Annotated in this window: 19 protein-coding genes and 1 riboswitch; of the genes, 14 read left to right on the forward strand and 5 right to left on the reverse strand. The window is 65.6% G+C overall.

Annotated features, from left to right (window positions below; genetic code table 11):
• Positions 1-9 precede the first annotated feature (9 nt).
• Genes AC6I1W_RS04905 through AC6I1W_RS04915 form a run of 3 tightly spaced genes read right to left on the reverse strand, consistent with a single transcriptional unit; the run spans position 10 to position 2,176 of the window.
• Positions 10-705 (reverse strand): ABC transporter permease, encoded by a 696-nt coding sequence (locus AC6I1W_RS04905; protein WP_021108318.1) that lies wholly within the window; start codon positions 703-705, stop codon positions 10-12.
• Positions 702-1,355: an ABC transporter permease gene (locus tag AC6I1W_RS04910; RefSeq protein ID WP_015583234.1), complete on the reverse strand. Its 654-nt coding sequence runs from the start codon at positions 1,353-1,355 to the stop codon at positions 702-704. Before AC6I1W_RS04910 ends, AC6I1W_RS04905 begins: the two co-directional genes overlap by 4 nt.
• Positions 1,352-2,176: an ABC transporter ATP-binding protein gene (locus AC6I1W_RS04915; protein ID WP_138237636.1), complete on the reverse strand. Its 825-nt coding sequence runs from the start codon at positions 2,174-2,176 to the stop codon at positions 1,352-1,354. The genes AC6I1W_RS04910 and AC6I1W_RS04915 overlap by 4 nt, the downstream gene beginning before the upstream one ends.
• 125 nt (positions 2,177-2,301) lie before the next feature.
• Between AC6I1W_RS04915 and AC6I1W_RS04920 the strand changes: the two genes are divergently transcribed.
• Complete coding sequence (locus tag AC6I1W_RS04920) at positions 2,302-3,135, forward strand: DedA family protein (RefSeq protein WP_036901647.1); 834 nt, start codon at positions 2,302-2,304, stop codon at positions 3,133-3,135.
• Positions 3,136-3,159: 24 nt separating this feature from the next.
• On the forward strand, positions 3,160-3,522 hold the full coding sequence (locus tag AC6I1W_RS04925; RefSeq protein WP_016667025.1) for a DUF488 domain-containing protein: 363 nt from the start codon (positions 3,160-3,162) through the stop codon (positions 3,520-3,522).
• Positions 3,523-3,531: 9 nt separating this feature from the next.
• Here AC6I1W_RS04925 and AC6I1W_RS04930 read toward each other — a convergent pair whose 3' ends face one another.
• A complete protein-coding gene (locus AC6I1W_RS04930) occupies positions 3,532-4,047 on the reverse strand; it encodes an O-acetyl-ADP-ribose deacetylase (RefSeq protein ID WP_021108322.1) in 516 nt (171 codons plus the stop codon).
• Positions 4,048-4,156: 109 nt separating this feature from the next.
• Between AC6I1W_RS04930 and AC6I1W_RS04935 the strand changes: the two genes are divergently transcribed.
• Positions 4,157-5,173, forward strand: coding sequence for an NADP-dependent oxidoreductase (locus AC6I1W_RS04935; RefSeq protein WP_021108323.1), 1,017 nt, complete (start codon positions 4,157-4,159; stop codon positions 5,171-5,173).
• A gap of 19 nt (positions 5,174-5,192) precedes the next feature.
• Here the strand turns inward: AC6I1W_RS04935 and AC6I1W_RS04940 are convergent, their stop codons facing one another.
• Positions 5,193-5,780: a histidine phosphatase family protein gene (locus AC6I1W_RS04940; RefSeq protein ID WP_071348764.1), complete on the reverse strand. Its 588-nt coding sequence runs from the start codon at positions 5,778-5,780 to the stop codon at positions 5,193-5,195.
• Between the two features lie 91 nt (positions 5,781-5,871).
• On the opposite strand from AC6I1W_RS04940, the gene AC6I1W_RS04945 reads away from it, so the two are divergent.
• The 11 genes from AC6I1W_RS04945 (at position 5,872) to AC6I1W_RS04995 (ending at position 18,769) form a co-directional block, all read left to right on the forward strand.
• The gene (locus tag AC6I1W_RS04945) at positions 5,872-6,795 is read left to right on the forward strand and encodes an ABC transporter ATP-binding protein (protein WP_004810699.1); all 924 of its coding nucleotides are present in this window, start codon (positions 5,872-5,874) and stop codon (positions 6,793-6,795) included.
• Complete coding sequence (locus AC6I1W_RS04950; RefSeq protein ID WP_004810702.1) at positions 6,792-7,544, forward strand: ABC transporter permease; 753 nt, start codon at positions 6,792-6,794, stop codon at positions 7,542-7,544. Before AC6I1W_RS04945 ends, AC6I1W_RS04950 begins: the two co-directional genes overlap by 4 nt.
• Before the next feature lie 27 nt (positions 7,545-7,571).
• Positions 7,572-8,678: a sensor histidine kinase gene (locus AC6I1W_RS04955; protein ID WP_138237635.1), complete on the forward strand. Its 1,107-nt coding sequence runs from the start codon at positions 7,572-7,574 to the stop codon at positions 8,676-8,678.
• A complete protein-coding gene (locus AC6I1W_RS04960; protein WP_002549688.1) occupies positions 8,675-9,286 on the forward strand; it encodes a response regulator transcription factor in 612 nt (203 codons plus the stop codon). The genes AC6I1W_RS04955 and AC6I1W_RS04960 overlap by 4 nt, the downstream gene beginning before the upstream one ends.
• Positions 9,287-9,611: 325 nt before the next feature.
• On the forward strand, positions 9,612-10,640 hold the full coding sequence (gene cbiB / locus AC6I1W_RS04965; protein WP_016667029.1) for an adenosylcobinamide-phosphate synthase CbiB: 1,029 nt from the start codon (positions 9,612-9,614) through the stop codon (positions 10,638-10,640).
• A 1-nt stretch (position 10,641) separates the two neighbouring features.
• A complete protein-coding gene (locus tag AC6I1W_RS04970) occupies positions 10,642-12,102 on the forward strand; it encodes a cobyric acid synthase (protein ID WP_002549709.1) in 1,461 nt (486 codons plus the stop codon).
• A gap of 16 nt (positions 12,103-12,118) precedes the next feature.
• Positions 12,119-12,346: riboswitch (cobalamin riboswitch) on the forward strand.
• Positions 12,333-13,061 (forward strand): precorrin-2 C(20)-methyltransferase, encoded by a 729-nt coding sequence (gene cobI, locus AC6I1W_RS04975; RefSeq protein WP_428991949.1) that lies wholly within the window; start codon positions 12,333-12,335, stop codon positions 13,059-13,061. (Overlaps the previous riboswitch by 14 nt.)
• On the forward strand, positions 13,058-14,029 hold the full coding sequence (cobM, locus tag AC6I1W_RS04980) for a precorrin-4 C(11)-methyltransferase (protein ID WP_138237634.1): 972 nt from the start codon (positions 13,058-13,060) through the stop codon (positions 14,027-14,029). The genes cobI and cobM overlap by 4 nt, the downstream gene beginning before the upstream one ends.
• Entirely contained in the window at positions 14,026-16,602 is a 2,577-nt protein-coding gene (gene cobJ, locus AC6I1W_RS04985) for a precorrin-3B C(17)-methyltransferase (RefSeq protein WP_497743523.1), read from the forward strand. Before cobM ends, cobJ begins: the two co-directional genes overlap by 4 nt.
• A complete protein-coding gene (locus AC6I1W_RS04990; protein ID WP_117188810.1) occupies positions 16,599-17,870 on the forward strand; it encodes a CbiX/SirB N-terminal domain-containing protein in 1,272 nt (423 codons plus the stop codon). The genes cobJ and AC6I1W_RS04990 overlap by 4 nt, the downstream gene beginning before the upstream one ends.
• A 62-nt stretch (positions 17,871-17,932) precedes the next feature.
• Positions 17,933-18,769: a VOC family protein gene (locus AC6I1W_RS04995; RefSeq protein ID WP_171048608.1), complete on the forward strand. Its 837-nt coding sequence runs from the start codon at positions 17,933-17,935 to the stop codon at positions 18,767-18,769.
• Positions 18,770-18,871 lie beyond the last annotated feature (102 nt).

Genomic DNA, 18,871 nt, shown 5'->3' on the forward strand with positions numbered 1-18,871 from the left:
GATGGGTGATCACTGTGGGGCGAGGGCTAGGGCGTGTCGCACACCCGGACCGGTGAGTAGGCGCGTTGTCAGGGCGAGTAGGCCATCGATGGCGAGGGCCAACACGATGATGACGATGGACCCGGCGAGCATCTGCGGGTAATCGGAGACTGCCAGACCATCAAGGATGAAACGTCCCAGGCCACCCATGCCCAGGTAGGAGCAGATGGTCGTCGTCGCGATGACCTGCAGGGTGGCTGACCTCAACCCTCCCAGCAGCAGGGGAGCAGCCAGCGGCAGCTCGACGCGGCGTAGGACCTGCATCCCCGTCATGCCGCAGGCTCGAGCTCCGTCAGTCACCTCGTCGTCGACGGCTTCAATCCCGGAGTAGCTGCCGGCCAGCAGTGGCGGGATCGCCAGGATCGCCAGCACGATGGTGGCCGGGACGACGGGATGCTCGATTCCCATCGTCGTCGAGATGGCCAGCAAGGTGAGCAGCCCGAGGGACGGCAGTGCGCGCAGAGCCCCCGAACAGGCCACTGCGACGGTCCTTCCACGGCCGGTGTGGCCAATCGCCAGACCAGCGGGGATCGCAATGACCGAGGCGAGGAGGATGGCCAACAGGGTGTACCAGAGATGCTCGCCGATGCGGACCCCGATGGCTCCGGGACCACTCCAGTGCGATGAGGTCGCCAACCAGGTGAAAGCAGATGCAATCTGGGTCATGCCGACTCCCCCTTGCGACGCTGCCAGGGCGTGAGGAGACGGCCGACCGCGACGATGACGAGGTCGAAGATGATTGCCAGGACCAAGGTCCCGATGATCCCGACCCAGATCTCGGTCGGGAAGGAACGCTGATAACCGTCCGTGAAGAAGTAGCCCAGGGAGGGGACGCCAATGAGGGCACCGACGCTGACCAAGGACAACGTGGATGCCGAGACCACCCGCATTCCCGCAGTGATGGCGGGGACTGCCAGCGGCAGGGCCACCCGCCAGAACACCTGGGGATTGGAGTAACCCATGGCGACGGCGTCACGACGTACCGATCGCCCCACCGAGTCGAAGGCATCGGTGGCCGTCCTCACCAACAGGGCGATGCCGTAGAGGGTGAGGGCGGCGATGACATTGATCGGATCGAGGATTTTCGTGCCGAGGATGAGCGGCAACAGGACGAACAGTGGCAAGGAGGGAAGGGCGTACAGGATGGAGGCGCCGGGTACCAGGAGGCGGCGTGCGGTCCGAGAACGGTGCGCCCACCACCCCAGCGGGACTGACAGCACGAGGCTCACGACCACCGGAATGATGCCGAGCACGGCATGGTGGCTCGTCAATTGCCAGATTTGGTCCCGGTTCTCGTCGATCCACCGGGTGTTCACGAGTTCTCCTCGGGAGTTCCGGTGAGACGACCGACGAGTCGGCCACCGGCGTCGACGACGGTGGCCGACTCGTCGCGCCGTTCGACGTGGAGACTGCGACGATCTCCGCCGATGAAAGAGGAGACGAAGTCGTCGACGGGGTGGAGCAGGATCTCGTCGGGACGGCCCCGCTGGGCGACCTGGGCACCGCGTCTCAGCACGAGGACCTCGTCGCCGAGCAGGAAGGCCTCGTCGACGTCATGGGTGACGAATACGATCGTCTTGGCGAGATCCTTCTGGATACGTAGAAGACCCTGCTGCAACTCGGCACGCACCACCGGATCGACGGCGCCGAAGGGTTCGTCCATGAGGAGGATGTCGGGGTTGGCGGCAAGTGCCCGGGCCACTCCGACCCGCTGGCGCTGACCGCCGGACAGCTGGGTGGGGTAGCGCCGGGCCAACGAGGAGTCCAGGCCGACCCTTTCCAACAGATCCATGGCTCGGGAGCGGGCAGCGCTCCGGGAAGCACCGGAGAGAAGCGGCACTGTGGCGATGTTGTCGACCACGGTTCGGTGGGGGAGCAACCCACCCGATTGCATGACGTATCCGATCTGACGACGCAGCTTGACCGGATCAACCGTGGCGACGTCGGTGTCGTCGATGAGTACTCGGCCCTCGGACGGATCGACCATTCGGTTGACCATCCTCAGCAGGGTGGTCTTTCCGCATCCGGATGACCCCAGCAAGACGACCAGGTGGTGGGATTCCACCTCCAGGTCAAAATTCTCGACGGCGACAGTGCCCTCGTCGAAACGCTTGCTGACGTGGTCGAAACGGATCATGCGGTCCTTCCCCGCCCGGCCGGTTCGCGTGTGCTGTGGGTGACGCCGGTTGAGAGGTCACGCTACCGTCCGTACGAGGTCAGGAGAAGTGCGTTCCCCTCTCGGCAGACATCGCAGCTGCAGGACTGTCACCTGCACTGGGTATCCTCGACGGCGTGCAGGACGAGATGAGTACTGCGGCTGCGGGGGAGAAGGATTCCTTCGCCGTTGCCGCCACCGCCCTTGCCGCGGTCGAGGATGAACTGGAGAGGTCCGCCGTCGGCGACGACTCCGCCGAGGACGAGGAGGAGTGGTGGAAGGCCGAGGGCATGCCCTGGAACCACAAGCCAGGCCGCTCCGACTACTGGTGCATGGGGTGGATCGGCTTCCTCGGCATCTTCTCGTTGGCCATGCTCCCGCTGCGTGGTTGGCTGCTCGGCCTTGACCCGCCGATCCTCGTGGGGCTCACGGGATCCCGTACCGGTGCAGCAGCGACCGGAGCGCTGGCATCGGTCAATCAGGCCCCGCACTGGCTGTGGTGGTTGCTGTTGGGCTCGATCATGTCGATCAAACTTGACTGGGTCTACTGGTGGGCCGGAAAACTGTGGGGCCGAGGGATGATCGAGGTCTGGGCCGGACGATCCGAGCGGTCCCGACGCCGTTACGACCAGGCGGAGAGATGGGCTCGTAAGCTCGGCTGGCTGGGAGTTCTCGTCGCCTATGTGCCGATTCCGTTGCCGATCATGCCGGTGGTCTTCGTCCTGACGGGTGCCTCCGGGATGAGGGTGAAGTGGTTCGTCGCGCTGGACTTCGTCGCCGCCACAGTCTGGAACCTGGGCTACTTCGCACTGGGGTGGGGGGTCGGTGATCCCATCGTTGATGCCCTGAAATACTACGCGAAGATTGCGAACTGGGTGGCCATCGTCCTGCTCGTCGTCATCCTTGCCCCCCTCTTCTTCAAGTCCAAGAAGAAGGCTTGACCCCGGCGTGACACAGTGGAAGGCGTGACAACCTTCCGCGCAGTGAATATCCGTGACGACCTCAAGGCGGGCCCGGCCAAGGGGTATCGGGTTCTCGTTGATCGCATGTGGCCGCGAGGGGTCAAGAAGGACGATGCCGAGCTCGATGAGCGTCGCACCGATCTGGCCCCTTCCTCGGAACTGCGCACCTGGTGGAACCACGATGCTGACCGGTTCGACGAGTTCGCAGGCCGTTACGAGGCTGATCTCGACGAGTCGGGAGCAGCGAAGAAATTCGTTGACGAGTGCGCCGACCACGACGAGGTGATCCTGCTCTTCGGTGCCGGCGACCGCGAGGTCAATCACGCCGTCGTGCTGGAGCGAATCCTCAACGATCTGGCTGGATAAGAATTCCGATCATTCGTTTTCGAGGGCGGAGCGGTACCCGGCTTCGGCCTCGGCGTTGAAGGCGACGAGGTAGATCGTCTCCACCGAGGTGTCGGTCTGCTTGCATGTTTCGACGGCGATACGGGTGGCCTCATCCATGGGATAGCCGTACACCCCTGCCGAAATCGTCGGGAAGGCAACGGTTCTCGCGCCGATCTCGTCAGCCACCTGCAGGGACGTGCGGTAGCAGGAGGCGAGTTGGTCAGACTTGTCGATGGTCTTCGCCCAGACCGGACCGACGGTGTGGATGACCCACTTGGCAGGCATCTTTCCCGCGGTGGTGGCCACCGACTGCCCCGTGGGCAGGCCGTCGGGCAGGGTGGTCTCGCGGAGTTTGCGACAAGCCGCCGACAACTCAGACCCTGCAGCCCGGTGGATGGCCCCATCGACCCCTCCGCCACCAGCCAGCCGACGGTTCGCCGCATTGACGACGGCGTCGACGTCGAGAGCGGTGATGTCAGTGCGAAGGATCGTGATCTCGGCCATGGCCCCATTGTGCATGACCTGCGATCACCCTCCGCGGAATCCGCTGGTCTGGTGGCATGAGGCGTGCGATGGTCGAGATGTTGATCGGCGTCGAGAGAGGAACACTCCCATGAGCACCACCCATCTGACTTCCACCCGCGCTGTCCACCTCGCATCCCGACCACACGGTGCACCGACCGAGGACAATTTCCGCATCGAGGAGATCACCCTTCCCGAACTGGCCGACGGGCAGATCCTCGTCGCCAATGAGGTGATGTCGGTCGACCCGTACATGCGCGGCCGGATGAACGACGTCAAGTCCTACGTGCCACCATTCCAGGTCGGCCAGCCCCTCGACGGTGGAGCGGTAGGCACCGTCATCGCGTCGCGCAGCGAAGGCATTCCAGAAGGAAGGCACGTCGTCCACCAGCTCGGATGGCGTGAACACGCGGTTCTCGACGCCTCCGATGCGAGGGTCATTGACGTTGACATCGCACCCGCCTCGGCCTACCTCGGTGTTCTGGGCATGACCGGCCTCACCGCTTACGCGGGTCTGACACGCGCCGCGGAGATGAAGGCCGGAGATGCCGTCTTCGTCTCCGGTGCCGCCGGGGCCGTCGGCTCGATGGTCGGCCAGTTGGCAGGCCTGCTCGGGGCGACGCGGGTCATCGGCTCTGCCGGCACCGATGCCAAGGTTGCCCGATTGCGTGACCTTGGTTTCGACGCTGCCTTCAACTACCACGACGGTCCGGTGAGCGACCTGCTCGGACAGGTCGCTCCCGACGGCATCGACGTCTACTACGACAACGTCGGTGGAGACCACCTGGAGGCCGCCATCAACCACCTCAACACCGATGGTCGCGTGGCCATGTGCGGGGCGATCTCCCAGTACAACTCGGTCGAGCCGCCGTGTGCCCCGCGCAACCTGGGGCTGGCTATCGGCAAGCGGCTGACACTGCGGGGTTTCGTCATCGCCAAGTACGCCGAGGAAGTCCGTCCGGAGTTCCAGCAGAAGATGGCCCAGTGGTTGGCGAACGACGAGATCCACTGGGACGAGACCTACCGGGATGGCCTCGACGCGGCGCCCAAGGCCTTCATCGACATGCTCGAGGGTGCCAACACCGGGAAGATGCTCGTGAGGCTGTGAGATTCCCCAGCACGGAATCTCACAGGTCCGGAAGGCTCTCCACCAGCTCGTGCAAGTCGAGATCCCGGTACATGACGATCCCATTCGTCAGCGCGAGGGAGTAGTCGCAGTCACGGTGGGTGCCTCCGGACAGGGCCGACAGCATGACGCGCAGGGTGTCCCCGTGACTGACCATGACGACGGCCTCGGGGGGATTCTGGGCAAGATCGTCCAACAGATCGCGACAGCGTCGCCAGACGTCGAGAAGCGACTCCCCGCCACCCCAGCCGACCTCGGCAACGTCGGCATCCTCGGGGACCGGCATCTCGTGCAGTTCACTGGACAGCCTGCCCTCCATGTCACCCAAGTACTGCTCCCGCAGCCGGGTGTCAGGCTGAGGTGTCGACCCAATCGCGCGACCCACACGTTGAGCGGTCTGCAGGGCACGTTTCTGGTCCGAACTCAGCAGTGCGGTGTGACGAGGCACCAGCACGGCGACCTTCCGTCCGGCCTCACCGGCCTGACGATGGCCTCTCCTGGTCAGAGGGACCTCCATCGTCTGCCCCTGGACGCGGTGCTCCAGGTTCCAGGTGGACTGGCCGTGGCGTACCAGGACGATTCGAGTCATTGCCGTAGCCTAACCCCCATGACGAATGTCATGGCGAATTCGTGACGCCGGACCATGGGCGGAACCACGCCTGGTGGGGTGTCATGGAGGCATGAACGAAACAGCGGTGGTCGTCGAGGATCTCGTCAAGGCCTTCCCTGCCAAGGGAGGACACCTGACGGCCGTCGACCACATCAATTTCACCATCAAGCAAGGGGAGGTCGTCGCCTTCCTCGGCCCCAACGGCGCCGGCAAGACGACAACCATCGACATGTTGTTGGGGATCACCGACCCGACCTCCGGCCGCGTCGAGTTGATGGGCCGGAACGCCGAGGAGGGGGCCCGATCCGGTCGGGTCTCGGCGGTACAACAGACCCGTGGCCTGCTCGACAACTTCACCGTCCACGAGACCCTGCGAGTCATCGGATCGACCTTCAAGCTCCCGCGCTCCCGGATCGATGAGCAGATGCGGGTCTGGGAGCTGGAAGATTTCGCCTCCCGGAAGGTCGGAAAGTGTTCAGGCGGTCAGCAACAGCGGCTGCGCTTCGCCCTGGCGATGCTGCCCGATCCGGATCTCCTGGTTCTGGATGAGCCGACGATGGGTCTCGACGTCGATGGACGGCGTCACTTCTGGGCCCAGATGCACAAGGCCGCTGACGACGGCCGCACCATCATCTTCGCCACCCACTACATTGCCGAGGCGGACGAGTTCGCCGACCGGGTCATCCTCATCAACCACGGCCGCATCATCGCAGACGGACCGATCGCCGAGATCCGTGCCTCGGTCTCCGGTTCGACGGTCACCGTCGTCTGGCCCGACGTGGATCCCGCGACCCTCGATCGCCTGCCCCACGTCAACCACTACGACATCAAGTCCGACACCGTCACCTTCACCACCGACGACTCCGACGAGTTGGTGCGCCATCTGCTCAACCACACCGAGGCCCACGACGTGCTGGTCGCCCGCACCACTCTGGAGGACGCATTCCTCTCACTCACCAGCGAGAGCATCGACCGGACGGAGAGTGCATCATGAACATCACCTACTCCCTTCTCGACATCCGGCGGATGGTTCGCACCCCGTCGATCATCATCTTCGCCTTCGTCATGCCGGTCGCGATGTACGTGCTCTTCGGTGCAATCCAGGACTACGGCACCATCTCGGTGGCACATGGAAACGTCAATGCCGCGGTGATGGCGTCGATGGCCCTCTACGGCACTGCCACCGCCGCCTCAGGTCTGGGGTCGTCGTCGGCCCTGGAGCAACAGGCGGGATGGGGACGGCAGCTGGCGACCACCCCGATGACCCAGTGGAACTACCTCGTCACCAAGATCGTCTCGATCCAGGTCGTCGCGGCCGTGCCGGTGGCCCTCGTGCTGCTCGTCGGCGCCCTCTCGGGTGCGCGTATCGATGGCATCGGATGGCTGTGGACCTTCCTCCTGGCATGGGTGTGCTGCGTTCCTTACACCATCTTCGGTCTTGGAATGGCGATACTTATCCGTAACGAGAACGCTGCCTCCCTGGTGTCCTTCTTCGTGCTGGCCTTCGCTTTTCTCGGCAATGTCTTCATGCCCTTGGGCGGGTTCATGCTTAAGCTCTCCCGCTTCACCCCGCTGTGGGGCGTCAACCTGCTGCCGCGGTGGCCGATCATGGGAGGATACGAGATGACGACCCAGGGGCCGGTCGAGGTCGACCTCTCCCGTGCCATCATCAGCGCAGTGGCGTGGGCTGCTGTCTTCGTCGTGTTGGCATGGCTGGTCTCCCGCCGTCACAGGGACCGCTGAGAGGCCAGCTGGGAGGAGAACAGGCCGATGCGCAAACGCTCCAGACGCTCGCTGTCGGCATGGGGCGCGCGCGGGACGCAGACCTTGTATGCCGGGATTTGGACGATCTTCCTTGCTTATCCCATCGAGCACATAGCTGCCAACCCCGAGCTCGTGAGGTCCCAGCGGGTCACCGGGTTCGTCCTCATCGGCCTCTTCGTGCTGGTCTACCTGTTCGGATTCTGGCTGGGGGTCGACACGCTGGAGACCTGGCTCTCGCGACGTTGGATGCCTCGCTGGCCCTGGGCATTTCTGGCCGTGATATGCCTGCTCAACGGCGGGGTGGCCCTCGTCGATCCGTCGGCGGCCGTCGAGATGTTCGCCTTTCCGTTGGCCTTCACCCTCTTCCTAATGTCGACATCCGCAGTCCTGATGGTCCTCGTGCTCGAGGTCGCCGCGCTGTTGGTGGCCCGGATCGTCGACGACCAGCGACAGTGGTGGCTCATCGGGCTGCCGTCGATGGCCATGATTCTGCTGGCCGGATGTATCAGTCGGGTGTGGAGCAACAACCGGCTCGAGCAGAACAAGCAGCACAAGATCGAGGCCACCTATGCCGAGCGGGAGAGGATCGCCTCCGACGTCCATGACCTTCTCGGCCAGAGCCTGACGGTGATCTCCATGAAAGCCGAACTCATCGGCAAACTCATCGACATCAACCCGGAGGCTGCCAAGGAACAGGCAGCGGACACGCACAACCTGACTCGCGAGGCCCTGGCGCAGGTTCGAGGCCTGGTCAGTGACCTCAACGAGGCTGACCTGGACTCCCAACTCGCCACCGCGGCGACAGCCCTGACGACAGCTGGCATCTCCCTTCGGGTCCGCGACGAGCGGACCGGTGAGTCCGACCATGACGCCGTGTGGGGATGGGTGGTGCGTGAGGCCGTCACCAACATCATCCGCCACTCTCAGGCCAGGTGCTGTTGGATCGATCTGTCCGACGACCGGATGTGCATCATCGATGACGGCATCGGTGTCGGCGACGCCGAGGAAGGTTCCGGTCGGGCGGGGATGAGGCGTCGGGTCGAGGGCGTCGGTGGGCAGCTGGACATCGGTTCGGGGGACAATGGTCGGGGAACCAAGGTGGTGGTGTTATGACCGACGAGTCGATCAAACTCGTTCTCGCCGATGATCAGGCCTTGGTACGCGGTGCCCTTGTCGCTCTGCTCTCCCTGGAACCCGACATCGAGGTGGTCGGCCAGTGCAGTCGTGGCGACGAGGTCGTCCTGACGGTTGAGAAGACCCGTCCCGATGTGCTGCTGCTCGACATCGAGATGCCCGGAATGGACGGCATCGAGGTGGCGGACCGCTTGGCTGGGGCTGACGTCAAGATTCTCATCGTTACCACCTTCGGACGCCCCGGGTACCTGCGCCGGGCGATGGATGCCGGGGCGGCGGGATTCGTCGTCAAGGACACCCCGGCCTCCGAACTGGCCCAGGCAGTGCGCAAGGTTCATCAGGGAGGCCGCGTCATCGACCCATCCTTGGCCGCGGAGTCCCTGCTGGAGGGGTACAACCCGTTGACGGAGAGGGAGCGAGGTGTGTTGCGGGAGGCGGAGTCGGGGGAGCCGATCGCCGTCATCGCGAGGAAGCTCTCCCTGTCGACCGGAACGGTCCGTAACCACGTGTCCTCAGCGATCGCGAAGACCAACAGCGTCAATCGGGCCCAGGCAGTTGCCGAGGCCAGGAGACGCGGCTGGTTGTGAAGGCGGAGGTGCTCCCAGCTTTTGGAACCACCGATTGTCCAGGTCCGTGGCAGGCAGTTCAAGGAGGCACCGTGAAAGCGCCCGACACCCACTCCCCGCGTCGAACCAACACCAAACCTCCGACTCGTGGCTGCTCGTGTGGTGCGGTCCCGGTGCCCGTCACCACATGCCGTCAACCCAGAGCCCCGCATGAGGTGTCGGTCGGCTCCTGCTGGATTGGGCCGCACTGGTCGGTCCTTTCGTGGGGCGGGTACCAATCCCCTCTGGACCCTTCATCAGCGACTCCTCTCCTCATCAGTCCGGGCCGCTGCTCTAGGGTGTGGGCATGCTGTGTCATCGTGACCGTCGTCGTGGGCTCGGGTTGGCCGCCCGGGCAGTGGGGCTGGGAGTAGGTGTCGTCGCCGATCGGTTGTTCGGTGATCCGCAGGAACACCACCCGGTGGCGGTCTTTGGCAATGCCGCCGCTGCCCTCGAGAAGCGTGACTGGGCCGACTCCGTCGCGCGTGGCGGTGCTCATGTGGCTGCATGTCTCGTCCCTCTGGCCCTGTTGGGGGCAGGGGTCGAGAAGGTCACCGCGAAACACCCGATGCTGCGCGTGATCACGACGGCTGCGACGACCTGGGCGGTCATCGGGGCGACCTCGCTGGCCGACGAAGGTCAGCGAATGTACGTCCGGCTCGACGAGGACGACCTGGCCGGGGCCCGCGAGCAGCTGTCCCACCTGTGCTCCCGTGACGCCGACCAGCTCGACGAGCCGGAACTGGCTCGGGCGACCGTGGAGTCCATGGCCGAGAACACCGCCGACGCCGCCGTGGCATCCCTGTGGTGGGGAGCCGTGGCCGGAGTACCGGGAATGCTGGTACATCGAGGGGCGAACACCCTCGATGCCATGATCGGACACCACAACGAGCGTTACGAGAACTTCGGGAAGGTTGCCGCCCACCTTGACGATCTGCTGGATCTCCCTGCCGCCCGGCTGACCGGACTGTTCGCCTGCCTGCTGGCGCCCACCGTCGGGGGAGACCGGCGTCGGGCAGTGCAGATCATGATGCGTGATCATGGCCATCACCCCAGTCCGAACGGGGGATGGTGCGAGTCGGCCTGGGCGGGCGCCCTCGGGGTGCAACTGGGCGGACGCAATGTCTACTACGGCAATCGTCACGAGGATCGTCCCCTGCTGGGAGACGGCGCACGCCCGGACGGTCGGAAGGTCGCGGACGCTGCCGACCTCGTCACCGGGGTCACCGGGATGGCGACGGCTGCCGCCTGCCTCGGCGTAGCGGCCATCGCCCACCTCAGGTTCTACGGCGGCATCCTGCCTCGTCGTTACGACTCGAGCGCGAAGGAGAAGTGAGATGAGTGGAATCCTCGTCGCCGGAACGTCTTCTGACGCCGGGAAGTCGCTGGTCGTCACTGCCCTCTGCCGGGCCGCGTGGCGTCGCGGGATCGACGTCGTTCCTTACAAGGCCCAGAACATGTCGAACAATTCGATGGTCTGCCCCGACGGGTCCGAGATCGGCCGGGCGCAGTACCTGCAGGCCAGCGCCGCCAGGGTGACTCCGGAATCAGCCATGAATCCGGTGCTGCTCAAACCTGGCACCGATCGTCGCTCCTTCATCGTGCTGCGTGGCACGCCGGGAGGCGTGCTGGAAGCGGGACAGTACGCCACCGGACGACGTCACCTCGCGGAAGCCGCATGGGCCGCCTACGACGAGCTCTCCGCCGCCCACGACATGGTCATCTGCGAGGGTGCGGGCTCCCCGGCCGAGATCAACCTGCGTGCCGGTGACTACACGAACATGGGACTGGCAAGGGAGAAGAGCCTGCCGGTGGTGCTCGTCGGGGACATTGACCGCGGCGGGGTGCTCGCCAGCCTCTTCGGCACCTGGGCGCTGCTCGACGACGCGGACCGTTCCCTGCTGGCCGGGTACGTCATCAACAAATTCCGCGGTGATGAGTCCGTTCTCGCTCCTGGTCTGGAAGAGATCACTCGTCGCACCGGAATGCCGAGTTTTGGGGTGCTGCCCTGGGTCCCCGAGGTGTGGCTCGACGGTGAGGATGCGTTGGAGGTGGGACGCTGGCGTCACGACGGGAACTCCGTTTCCACCGACGATCTGCGGGTTGCCGTCGTCCGGCTGCCGAGAATCTCCAACGCCACCGATGTCGACGCCATGGCCGCCGAGGCCGGGGTCGACGTCCAGGTGACGACCAACCCCAACACCTGCGAACTGGCCGACGTGCTCGTCCTGCCCGGATCGCGGTCCACCGTGCGTGATCTGGAGTGGCTGAGGTCCACCGGAATCGCTGAGGTCGTGGCCCGCCGTGCCCGTCAAGGTCGCACTGTGCTGGGCATTTGTGGCGGCTACCAGATGCTCACCCGCCTCATCCTCGACCCCGAGGGTCAGGAATCGCCGACCGAGCGAACCGAGGGACTCGGGCTACTGCCGGTCGAGGTGACCTTCGGTGCCGACAAGACCCTGGCCATCCCGAGCGGATCCTGGCGGGGGATCGAGGTCGGCGGCTACGAGATCCATCACGGCCGAATGGATGTCGACCTGTCGGCGGGGGAGCCCTTCCTCGACGGAGTCCGCGTCGGAAGTGTCTGGGGGACGATGTGGCATGGTGCCTTCGAATGTGACGATTTCCGGCGCGCCTGGCTGGCCGAAGCTGCCGAGCATGCCGGATCGGCGTGGCGCCCGGTGGAGGGTGCCATCGGGTATGGGCAGCGCCGCGAGCAGATGATCGACGTGCTGGCCGACGCCGTTGAGGAGCATCTCGGTCTTGACCGTCTGTTCTCCCTGGCAGGCGGGAGCTGACCCCGGCCGTGTCGTGGTGTGGTGCCACGATGTGGGAGGATCGATACAACGACCGATCTCGAGGAAGCCGGTGTGAGTCCGGCGCGGTCCCGCCACTGTGACCATCGCCGCGGTGATGGCAGCCAGACACTCGAACGGTTCGTTGCGCACGTCATCGGGCGAGGACACCTGAGGAGGCCGTCATGAGCTATGCCCCTGTACATCCTGACCACAAGTCGGGACGAACCCTCATCGGGGTCGGAGTGGGGCCGGGTGACCCAGAGCTGGTCACCCTGAGAACCGTGCGCATCCTGCGCGAGGCTGATGTCATCCTCGTGCCCTACACCGAGGCCACCACCGACGGTCCCGGACGTGCCGAGACCATCATCACTGCCGTCGCCCCGGAGATCGTCGAGCGCATCAAGCGCATCCCCTTCTCCATGCGGGAGAGGTCTGGTGTCGGCGAGAAGCGCAGGGCCTCCTGGCAGGTATCCGCCGATGCGGCGATCACGGCCTTCGACGAAGGGGCTCGCACTGTCGCCCTGGCCACCGTCGGAGATCCGACGGTCTTCTCCACCTTCACCTACCTGCGCGCCAATGTCGAGGAGAGACTCCCCGACGTCAGCGTCGAGCTGAGCCCAGGTATCACCGCCATGCAGGCCCTGTCGGCGGCGTCCGGGCGCCCGCTGGTGGAGGGCAAGGAGGTCCTGGCCCTCGTCCCGGCCACCGTCGGGATGGAAAAACTTGGCCAGGTCCTCGACCTCGTCGACTCAGTGGCGATTTACAAGGGGGGACGCAAACTCCCAGACGTTGTCGAGCAGCTGCGGCAGCGGGATCGTCAGGCTGTCATCGGCACCGACGTCACGCTGGAGTCCGAGCAGATCGTCACCCTCGGTGAGGTCGCTGATACTCAGGCTCTGCCGTACTTCTCGACCGTCCTCACCACTCCAGAGCGCACCATCACGGGAGGAAAACTGTGAACGAACCTCAAGCTGCACGACCCACTCAGCACGCCTCTGAGAGGGTCCTGGAGGATCTGGACCACAACGCCATCGAGCCGCCTCCGGTACCGCGGCGGGAGATCCCCGAGGGAGCAGGCAAGGTCGTTTTCGTCGGTGCCGGACCGGGCGCTCCGGACCTGGTGAGCCTGCGCGGAGCCCGTGTCATCGAGACCGCTGACATCATCATCTGGGCCTCCAGCCTCGTTCACCCCGACATGGTGGCCCGTCACAAGGCGGGAGCCGAGCTCATTGACTCCGCCTCCATCCCGCTGGAGGACCTCGAGCCCCTCTACACCCGCGCTCGCGACGAGGGGCTGGTGGTGGCGAGGGTCCACACCGGTGACCCGTCCATCTATGGCGCCACCGCCGAGCAGCGCGACCTGTGTCGTCGCATCGGTATTGACTTCGAGACCATCCCGGGCATTTCGGCTTTCTCGGCCGCCGCGGCCCGGATGGACGTCGAGATCACCGTCCCAGAGGTGTCCCAGTCACTCGTCCTCACCCGACTGGAGGGCGGGCGGACCCCCATGCCCGATGGGGAGACCGTCGCCTCATTCGCCCGTCACGGTGCGACGATGGCGATCTACCTTTCGGCGGCCCGTAACAAGGCTCTTCAGGATGCCCTGCTGGAGGGAGGCTACCTGCCCGAGACTCCCTGCATCATCGGGTACGCGGTCAGCTGGCCCGAGGAAATCATGTTCCGCTGCGACCTGGCCCACCTCTCGGAGACGATGCGCAACCACAAGCTGTGGAAGCACGCCGTCGTCCTCGTCGGACCGGCCCTGGCAGAGGGTCCGATCAAGACTCGCAGCCACCTCTACCACCCCGGTTTCCGTCACGAATACCGCGGAGCTGACGCCCAGGCCCGCGCTGACCTCAAGGCCCACGGCACTCGCGGCGTCTACGACCAGAACCCCACGAACTCCGACACGAAGGACAATTCATGATTCGCGTCCACGGATATCTCGGTACCATTTCCGACTCCTTGCGCCAGGAGGCCGCCGATGCTGACCTCGTCGTCGGAGGTCAGCGTCACCTTGACGCCCTCAACGTTCCCGACGAGAAGCGTCAGAAGCTCGGCCTCATCGGCCCTGCCGTCGAGCGAGTTCAGTCCCTGCCCGACGACGCCAACGTCGTTGTCATCGCCTCCGGTGACCCGCTCTTCTTCGGTGTGGTGCGACGTATCCGCCAGGCCGGTCTCAAGGTCGAGGTCGTGACGGCCCCGACCTCCTTGCAGGCTGCTTTCGCCGCCGTGGCCTTGCCCTGGGACGACGCCCAGTTCGTCTCCTCACACTCCAAGGACATCGAGACCGCCATCCGGCTTGCCAAGATCCATCCCAAGGTGGGCGTGCTGACAGCCCCCAACCGAGGCCTGGCGGAATTGGTCGACGGGCTCGCGGGTCGCGGCAAGACCTTCGTCCTCGCTGAGAAGATCGGTGAGGAGGGCCAGCGGGTGCGTGTCCTCGACGAGGAAGCAGCCAGGGCCGTCATTGCTGACGCGGACATCCTCAGCCCCAACGTCGTGCTGGTCCTCGAGCATCATCCGGACTCCCCGGCGGCCCTGGGCATCAACCCGGAGCTGGCCGGTGACGTCAACGTCAATGCTCCCGAGGCCCCCCAGCCCGGCGCCGACACCAACCCGGACGGCTCGGACCGTGACCCGATCATCGGACAGATCATCAATTCCGACGCCGCGGCGGCCCACGCCGAGGCCATCGACCACGTGCTCAAGCGCGAGACCAAGAAGTACGTCGGACCGTCCCGCACCGGGCTGGCGGCGGCCTGGGGCGAGTGCGACCTCATCGTCTCCCACCTGGCCCTGGGTGCCACGACGCGCATCATCGCCCCGCTGCTGGAGTCCAAGAAGACCGACCCGGGTGTGGTCGTCGTCGACGAGGCCGGCCGTTTCGCCATCCCATTGGTGGGTGGCCACGTCGGTGGGGCCAACGAGCTCTCCCGCACCATCGCCGAGGCTCTCGGCGGCACCGCCGTCGTGTCCACCGCCACCGACTCCCTCGGTGTCCCGGCCCTCGATCAGCTCGGTTGGGCCTACGAGGGTGACGTCGCCGGGGTGACCGGATCGATCATCGCCGGACTCCCGGTGCTGGTCATCCGCGAACAGCCCTGGCCGCTGCCCCCACTGCCCAAGAACGTCACCGAGGATGCTGAATCCCCGGTCGCCCGAATCATCGTCTCCGAGCGGGTCGCAGAGCGAATTCGGACTGACCATGGTGACGACCTGCCCACCGTCGTCCTGCACCCGAACTGCCTGGTCGTCGGGATGGGATGTAACAAGGGCACCGAGGTCGAACCGCTGCGAGAGCTTCTCGAGAAGACCCTCGCTGACAACGGTCTGGCTCTTGGATCGGTCACTCGTCTGGTCTCCCACGAGGTCAAGGCCGGTGAGCTCGGTCTCGTGAAGCTGGCGAATCAGCTCGGCGTCGAGTACCGCACCGAGTCCGCGGAGGAGCTGGCCGCCCAGGATGTCCCGACTCCCTCCGACGTCGTCGCCCGCGAGGTCGGCACACCGAGTGTCAGCGAGGCTGCCGTGCTGTGCCAGGGAGCCGAGCTGCTGGTCCACAAGACCAAGACTCCCGAGGCCACCTGCGCAGTCGGTCGCATCCCGGCTCGGGGTCACCTCTCGGTCGTCGGCCTCGGGCCCGGCTCGCGAGATCTTCTCACCCCGCGCGCCGTCGATGCCATCCGCAATGCCACCTTCATAGCGGGTTATGCCCCCTACGTCCGTCAGATCCGCGACCTGGTGCGTCCGGGTGCCACAATCCTGGCCACCAAGATGGGCACCGAGGAGGAGCGCACCCAGGCGGCCATTGACGCGACCCGCGACGGTCGCAACGTGGCTTTCGTGTGCGGCGGCGACCCGGCCATCTATGCCATGGCCTCCCCGACCCTGGAGATGGGCACCGATGGCATCGACGTCGAGATCGTTCCCGGTGTCACCGCCGAGCTCGCCATCTCGGCGATCCTCGGTGCTCCGCTGGGCCATGATCACGCCACGATCAGTCTCTCGGACCTGCACACCGACTGGGATCTCATCCTCAAGAGGGTGAGAGCGGCTGCCGAGGGGGATCTCGTCACCACCTTCTACAACCCGCGTTCACGTACCCGAACCCATCAGCTCCCCGACGCCCTGGCGATCATGGCTGAGCACCGTCCGCCGTCCACCCCGGTGGCGATCGTCTCCCATGCCGAGCGTCGTCAGCAGGAGGTGATCATGTCCACCCTCGAGGAGTTCAAGCCCGAATGGGTCGGCATGACGACCCTTGTCGTCGTGGGTTCGACGACGACCAAGTACGTGAGCTCCGGAGACGGACGACGCCTCATGGTCACCCCACGTGACTACCACTGGATGGACGGCCACGTCACCGGTGAGGCTCGCAAGAACTACACGCACAAGGACCTGCCCAAGGCTGACGAGAAGACCTACCTGTCCAAGCCGCCGGTCCACTCGACCCGCATGTCCGGGTCCGAGAAGAACGCCGAGACGAAGGAGTCGAAATGACCGATCCACTCACCAGTGGGACCCCGCTGGTCATCGCAGCACATGGCACCCGTGACGAGTCCGGCGTGGCCGAGTGTCGCGCCCTGGCCGAGCGCATCGCCGGCAAACTGCCCGGCATCCCGGTCGAGCTGGGGTTCGTCGAGCTCGCCGAGCCCGGCATCCCGGACGCCGTCCGTGCCGCCGTCGCCCAGACACCGGAGGTTCCCGAGGGCGCTGACGGTGACGAGGACCCGGCAGCCGCCGTCGTCGTTCCGTTGATGTTCAACACCGGCGGTCACGTCCGGGAGGACATTCCAGAGGCCATCGACGAGGGCCGTGGGGACGCACGCGTCATGTATTCCGCCCCATTGCTGCCGGACGTGCGGATGCGCAAGGCCCTCAACCGTCGTCTCGCTGAGACCCTCGCTGCCGGTGAGGGACGCGAGGAGTGGCGTTCCCGCGACACGGCCGTGGTGTTGGTGGGACGCGGAGCTCTCGTGCCCGATGCCAACGCTTCCCACTACACCTTGACGAGGATGTTCTGGGAGGAGAACGACCTTGACCGGGTTGAACCGGCCTTCATCCAGGTGACCCGTCCGTCGGTTCCCGAGGCCCTCTCCGCCCTGGCTGCCCAGGGTGCCGATCAGATCGTCGTGCAGGGCAATTTCCTCTTCCCGGGGCTGCTGCACGTGTGGATGACCGAGCAGGTGGAGGCCTGGCAGGCCAGCCATCCCGGAGTCGAAATCCGCATCGCCCCGGTCATCGGTGACTGTGACGAGGTCGCTGACGTCGTCGTCGATCGCTACCGAGAACCCCTTGACGAGGTGGGCCTGGGGGAGGGAGCCCCGGTTTACATGACGGGTCTGCGTCTGCAGGGCCGCAAGGTTCTGGTCGTCGGTGCCGGGCACGTTGCCGAACGCCGCGTCGTGAGGCTGCTCGAGGCCGGGGCCGAGGTCCACGTCGTCGCCCCGAACTCCGGTATCCAGCTCACGCGGATGTCCCGCAAGGGATTGGTGGACCTGGAGCGTCGCGCCTTCCAGGTCGAGGATCTTGACGGCGTCTGGTTCGTCCAGGCCCTCACCAACGATCCTGAGGTGAACGCCTTGGTGGCCGAGGAGGCCGATAAGCGCGGCGTCTTCTGTGTGCGTGGTGACAAGGGACGCAAGGGCAGTGCCTTCACCCCGGCCACCGAGAGGGCTGGTGGCATGACGGTCAGCGTCGTCGGCGACCGTACCCCGCGTCGCTCCGCCAAGCTGCGTGACGAGGTGCTGCGAGCCTTGCAGGGCTGAATCTGTCGAGGAGGGATTCCCCGACGATGACGGTTCAGGGCTTTCCTGCCTATCATCGTCGGGTGATCTCCCATGACCTACATGCCCTGGGCTTCGACGCCCCCGATCTCGACGTCCTCGTCAATTCCGCGGCTGAGGCTGGTGCTGTCGGGGTGGAGGACGTCGGAGGGTTCGACCTGCTGGCTGCTTACACCGATCCGTCCGGGGCGCGGCTGGCGCTCATGAAGCAGAAGGATCGCGACGAGATCGAGACGATGGCCTCCCTCGTCGCCCCGACGACTCACCCCGCCGATCTGGTGCGGTTCAGCTCGACGGTGGCACTGGTCGACATCTACTCCCACGCCAACTTGGCATCCATGCTCACCGGGGAGTCGGTGCTCAAGCTGCCCGCCGCCAACCGCAAGCACCTGGCGCGCTTCCTGGCCAATGTTGACGACCCGGTTGAGATACCGCTGTGCCCCGAACCCGGTGACGACACCCCACGCTTCATCGAGCATCTGAGGGTGGGCGCCGTCGCCAATCAGATGCTGCGGGTTTTCGAGTCCGAGGAGGAGTACGGACGCTCTCACGAGGGGTCTCTGGGCGGTACCGGTGATCTGCAGTTCGCCGCCGGAACCCTGATCAGCCCGTGGCTGATGGAGATCAATGCCGGTCGCGCCACTCGCGGGGAGGCCAGCGCCGTCGCCGAGATGACGATGGTCTGCAAGCGGGTCGAGAAGCGCGCCAATGCGCTCACCGGCGTCGACTGGTACCGGATCGTCGGCGATACCTCGATCCCGATGACCCTGGCCGCCCCGGCGAACCTGCCGAGGGTTCCCCATGAGGGGTCGGTCATCTCGGGTCAGGTCGTCCCGGTGGTATCGCTGGGAACCTGGGAGGGTGAATCCTTCTGGGGCTGAGGCCGTGTGCCGGTCCCCCATGTGGCTGGCCCGTACGGTCAGCGATATTCCGTCCCCGTGGCACCCCCCAAGCGTTGGGGGTGAGCCAGCTGCAGGCGCCCC

Source organism: Cutibacterium sp. KB22876 (genome assembly GCF_059728865.1).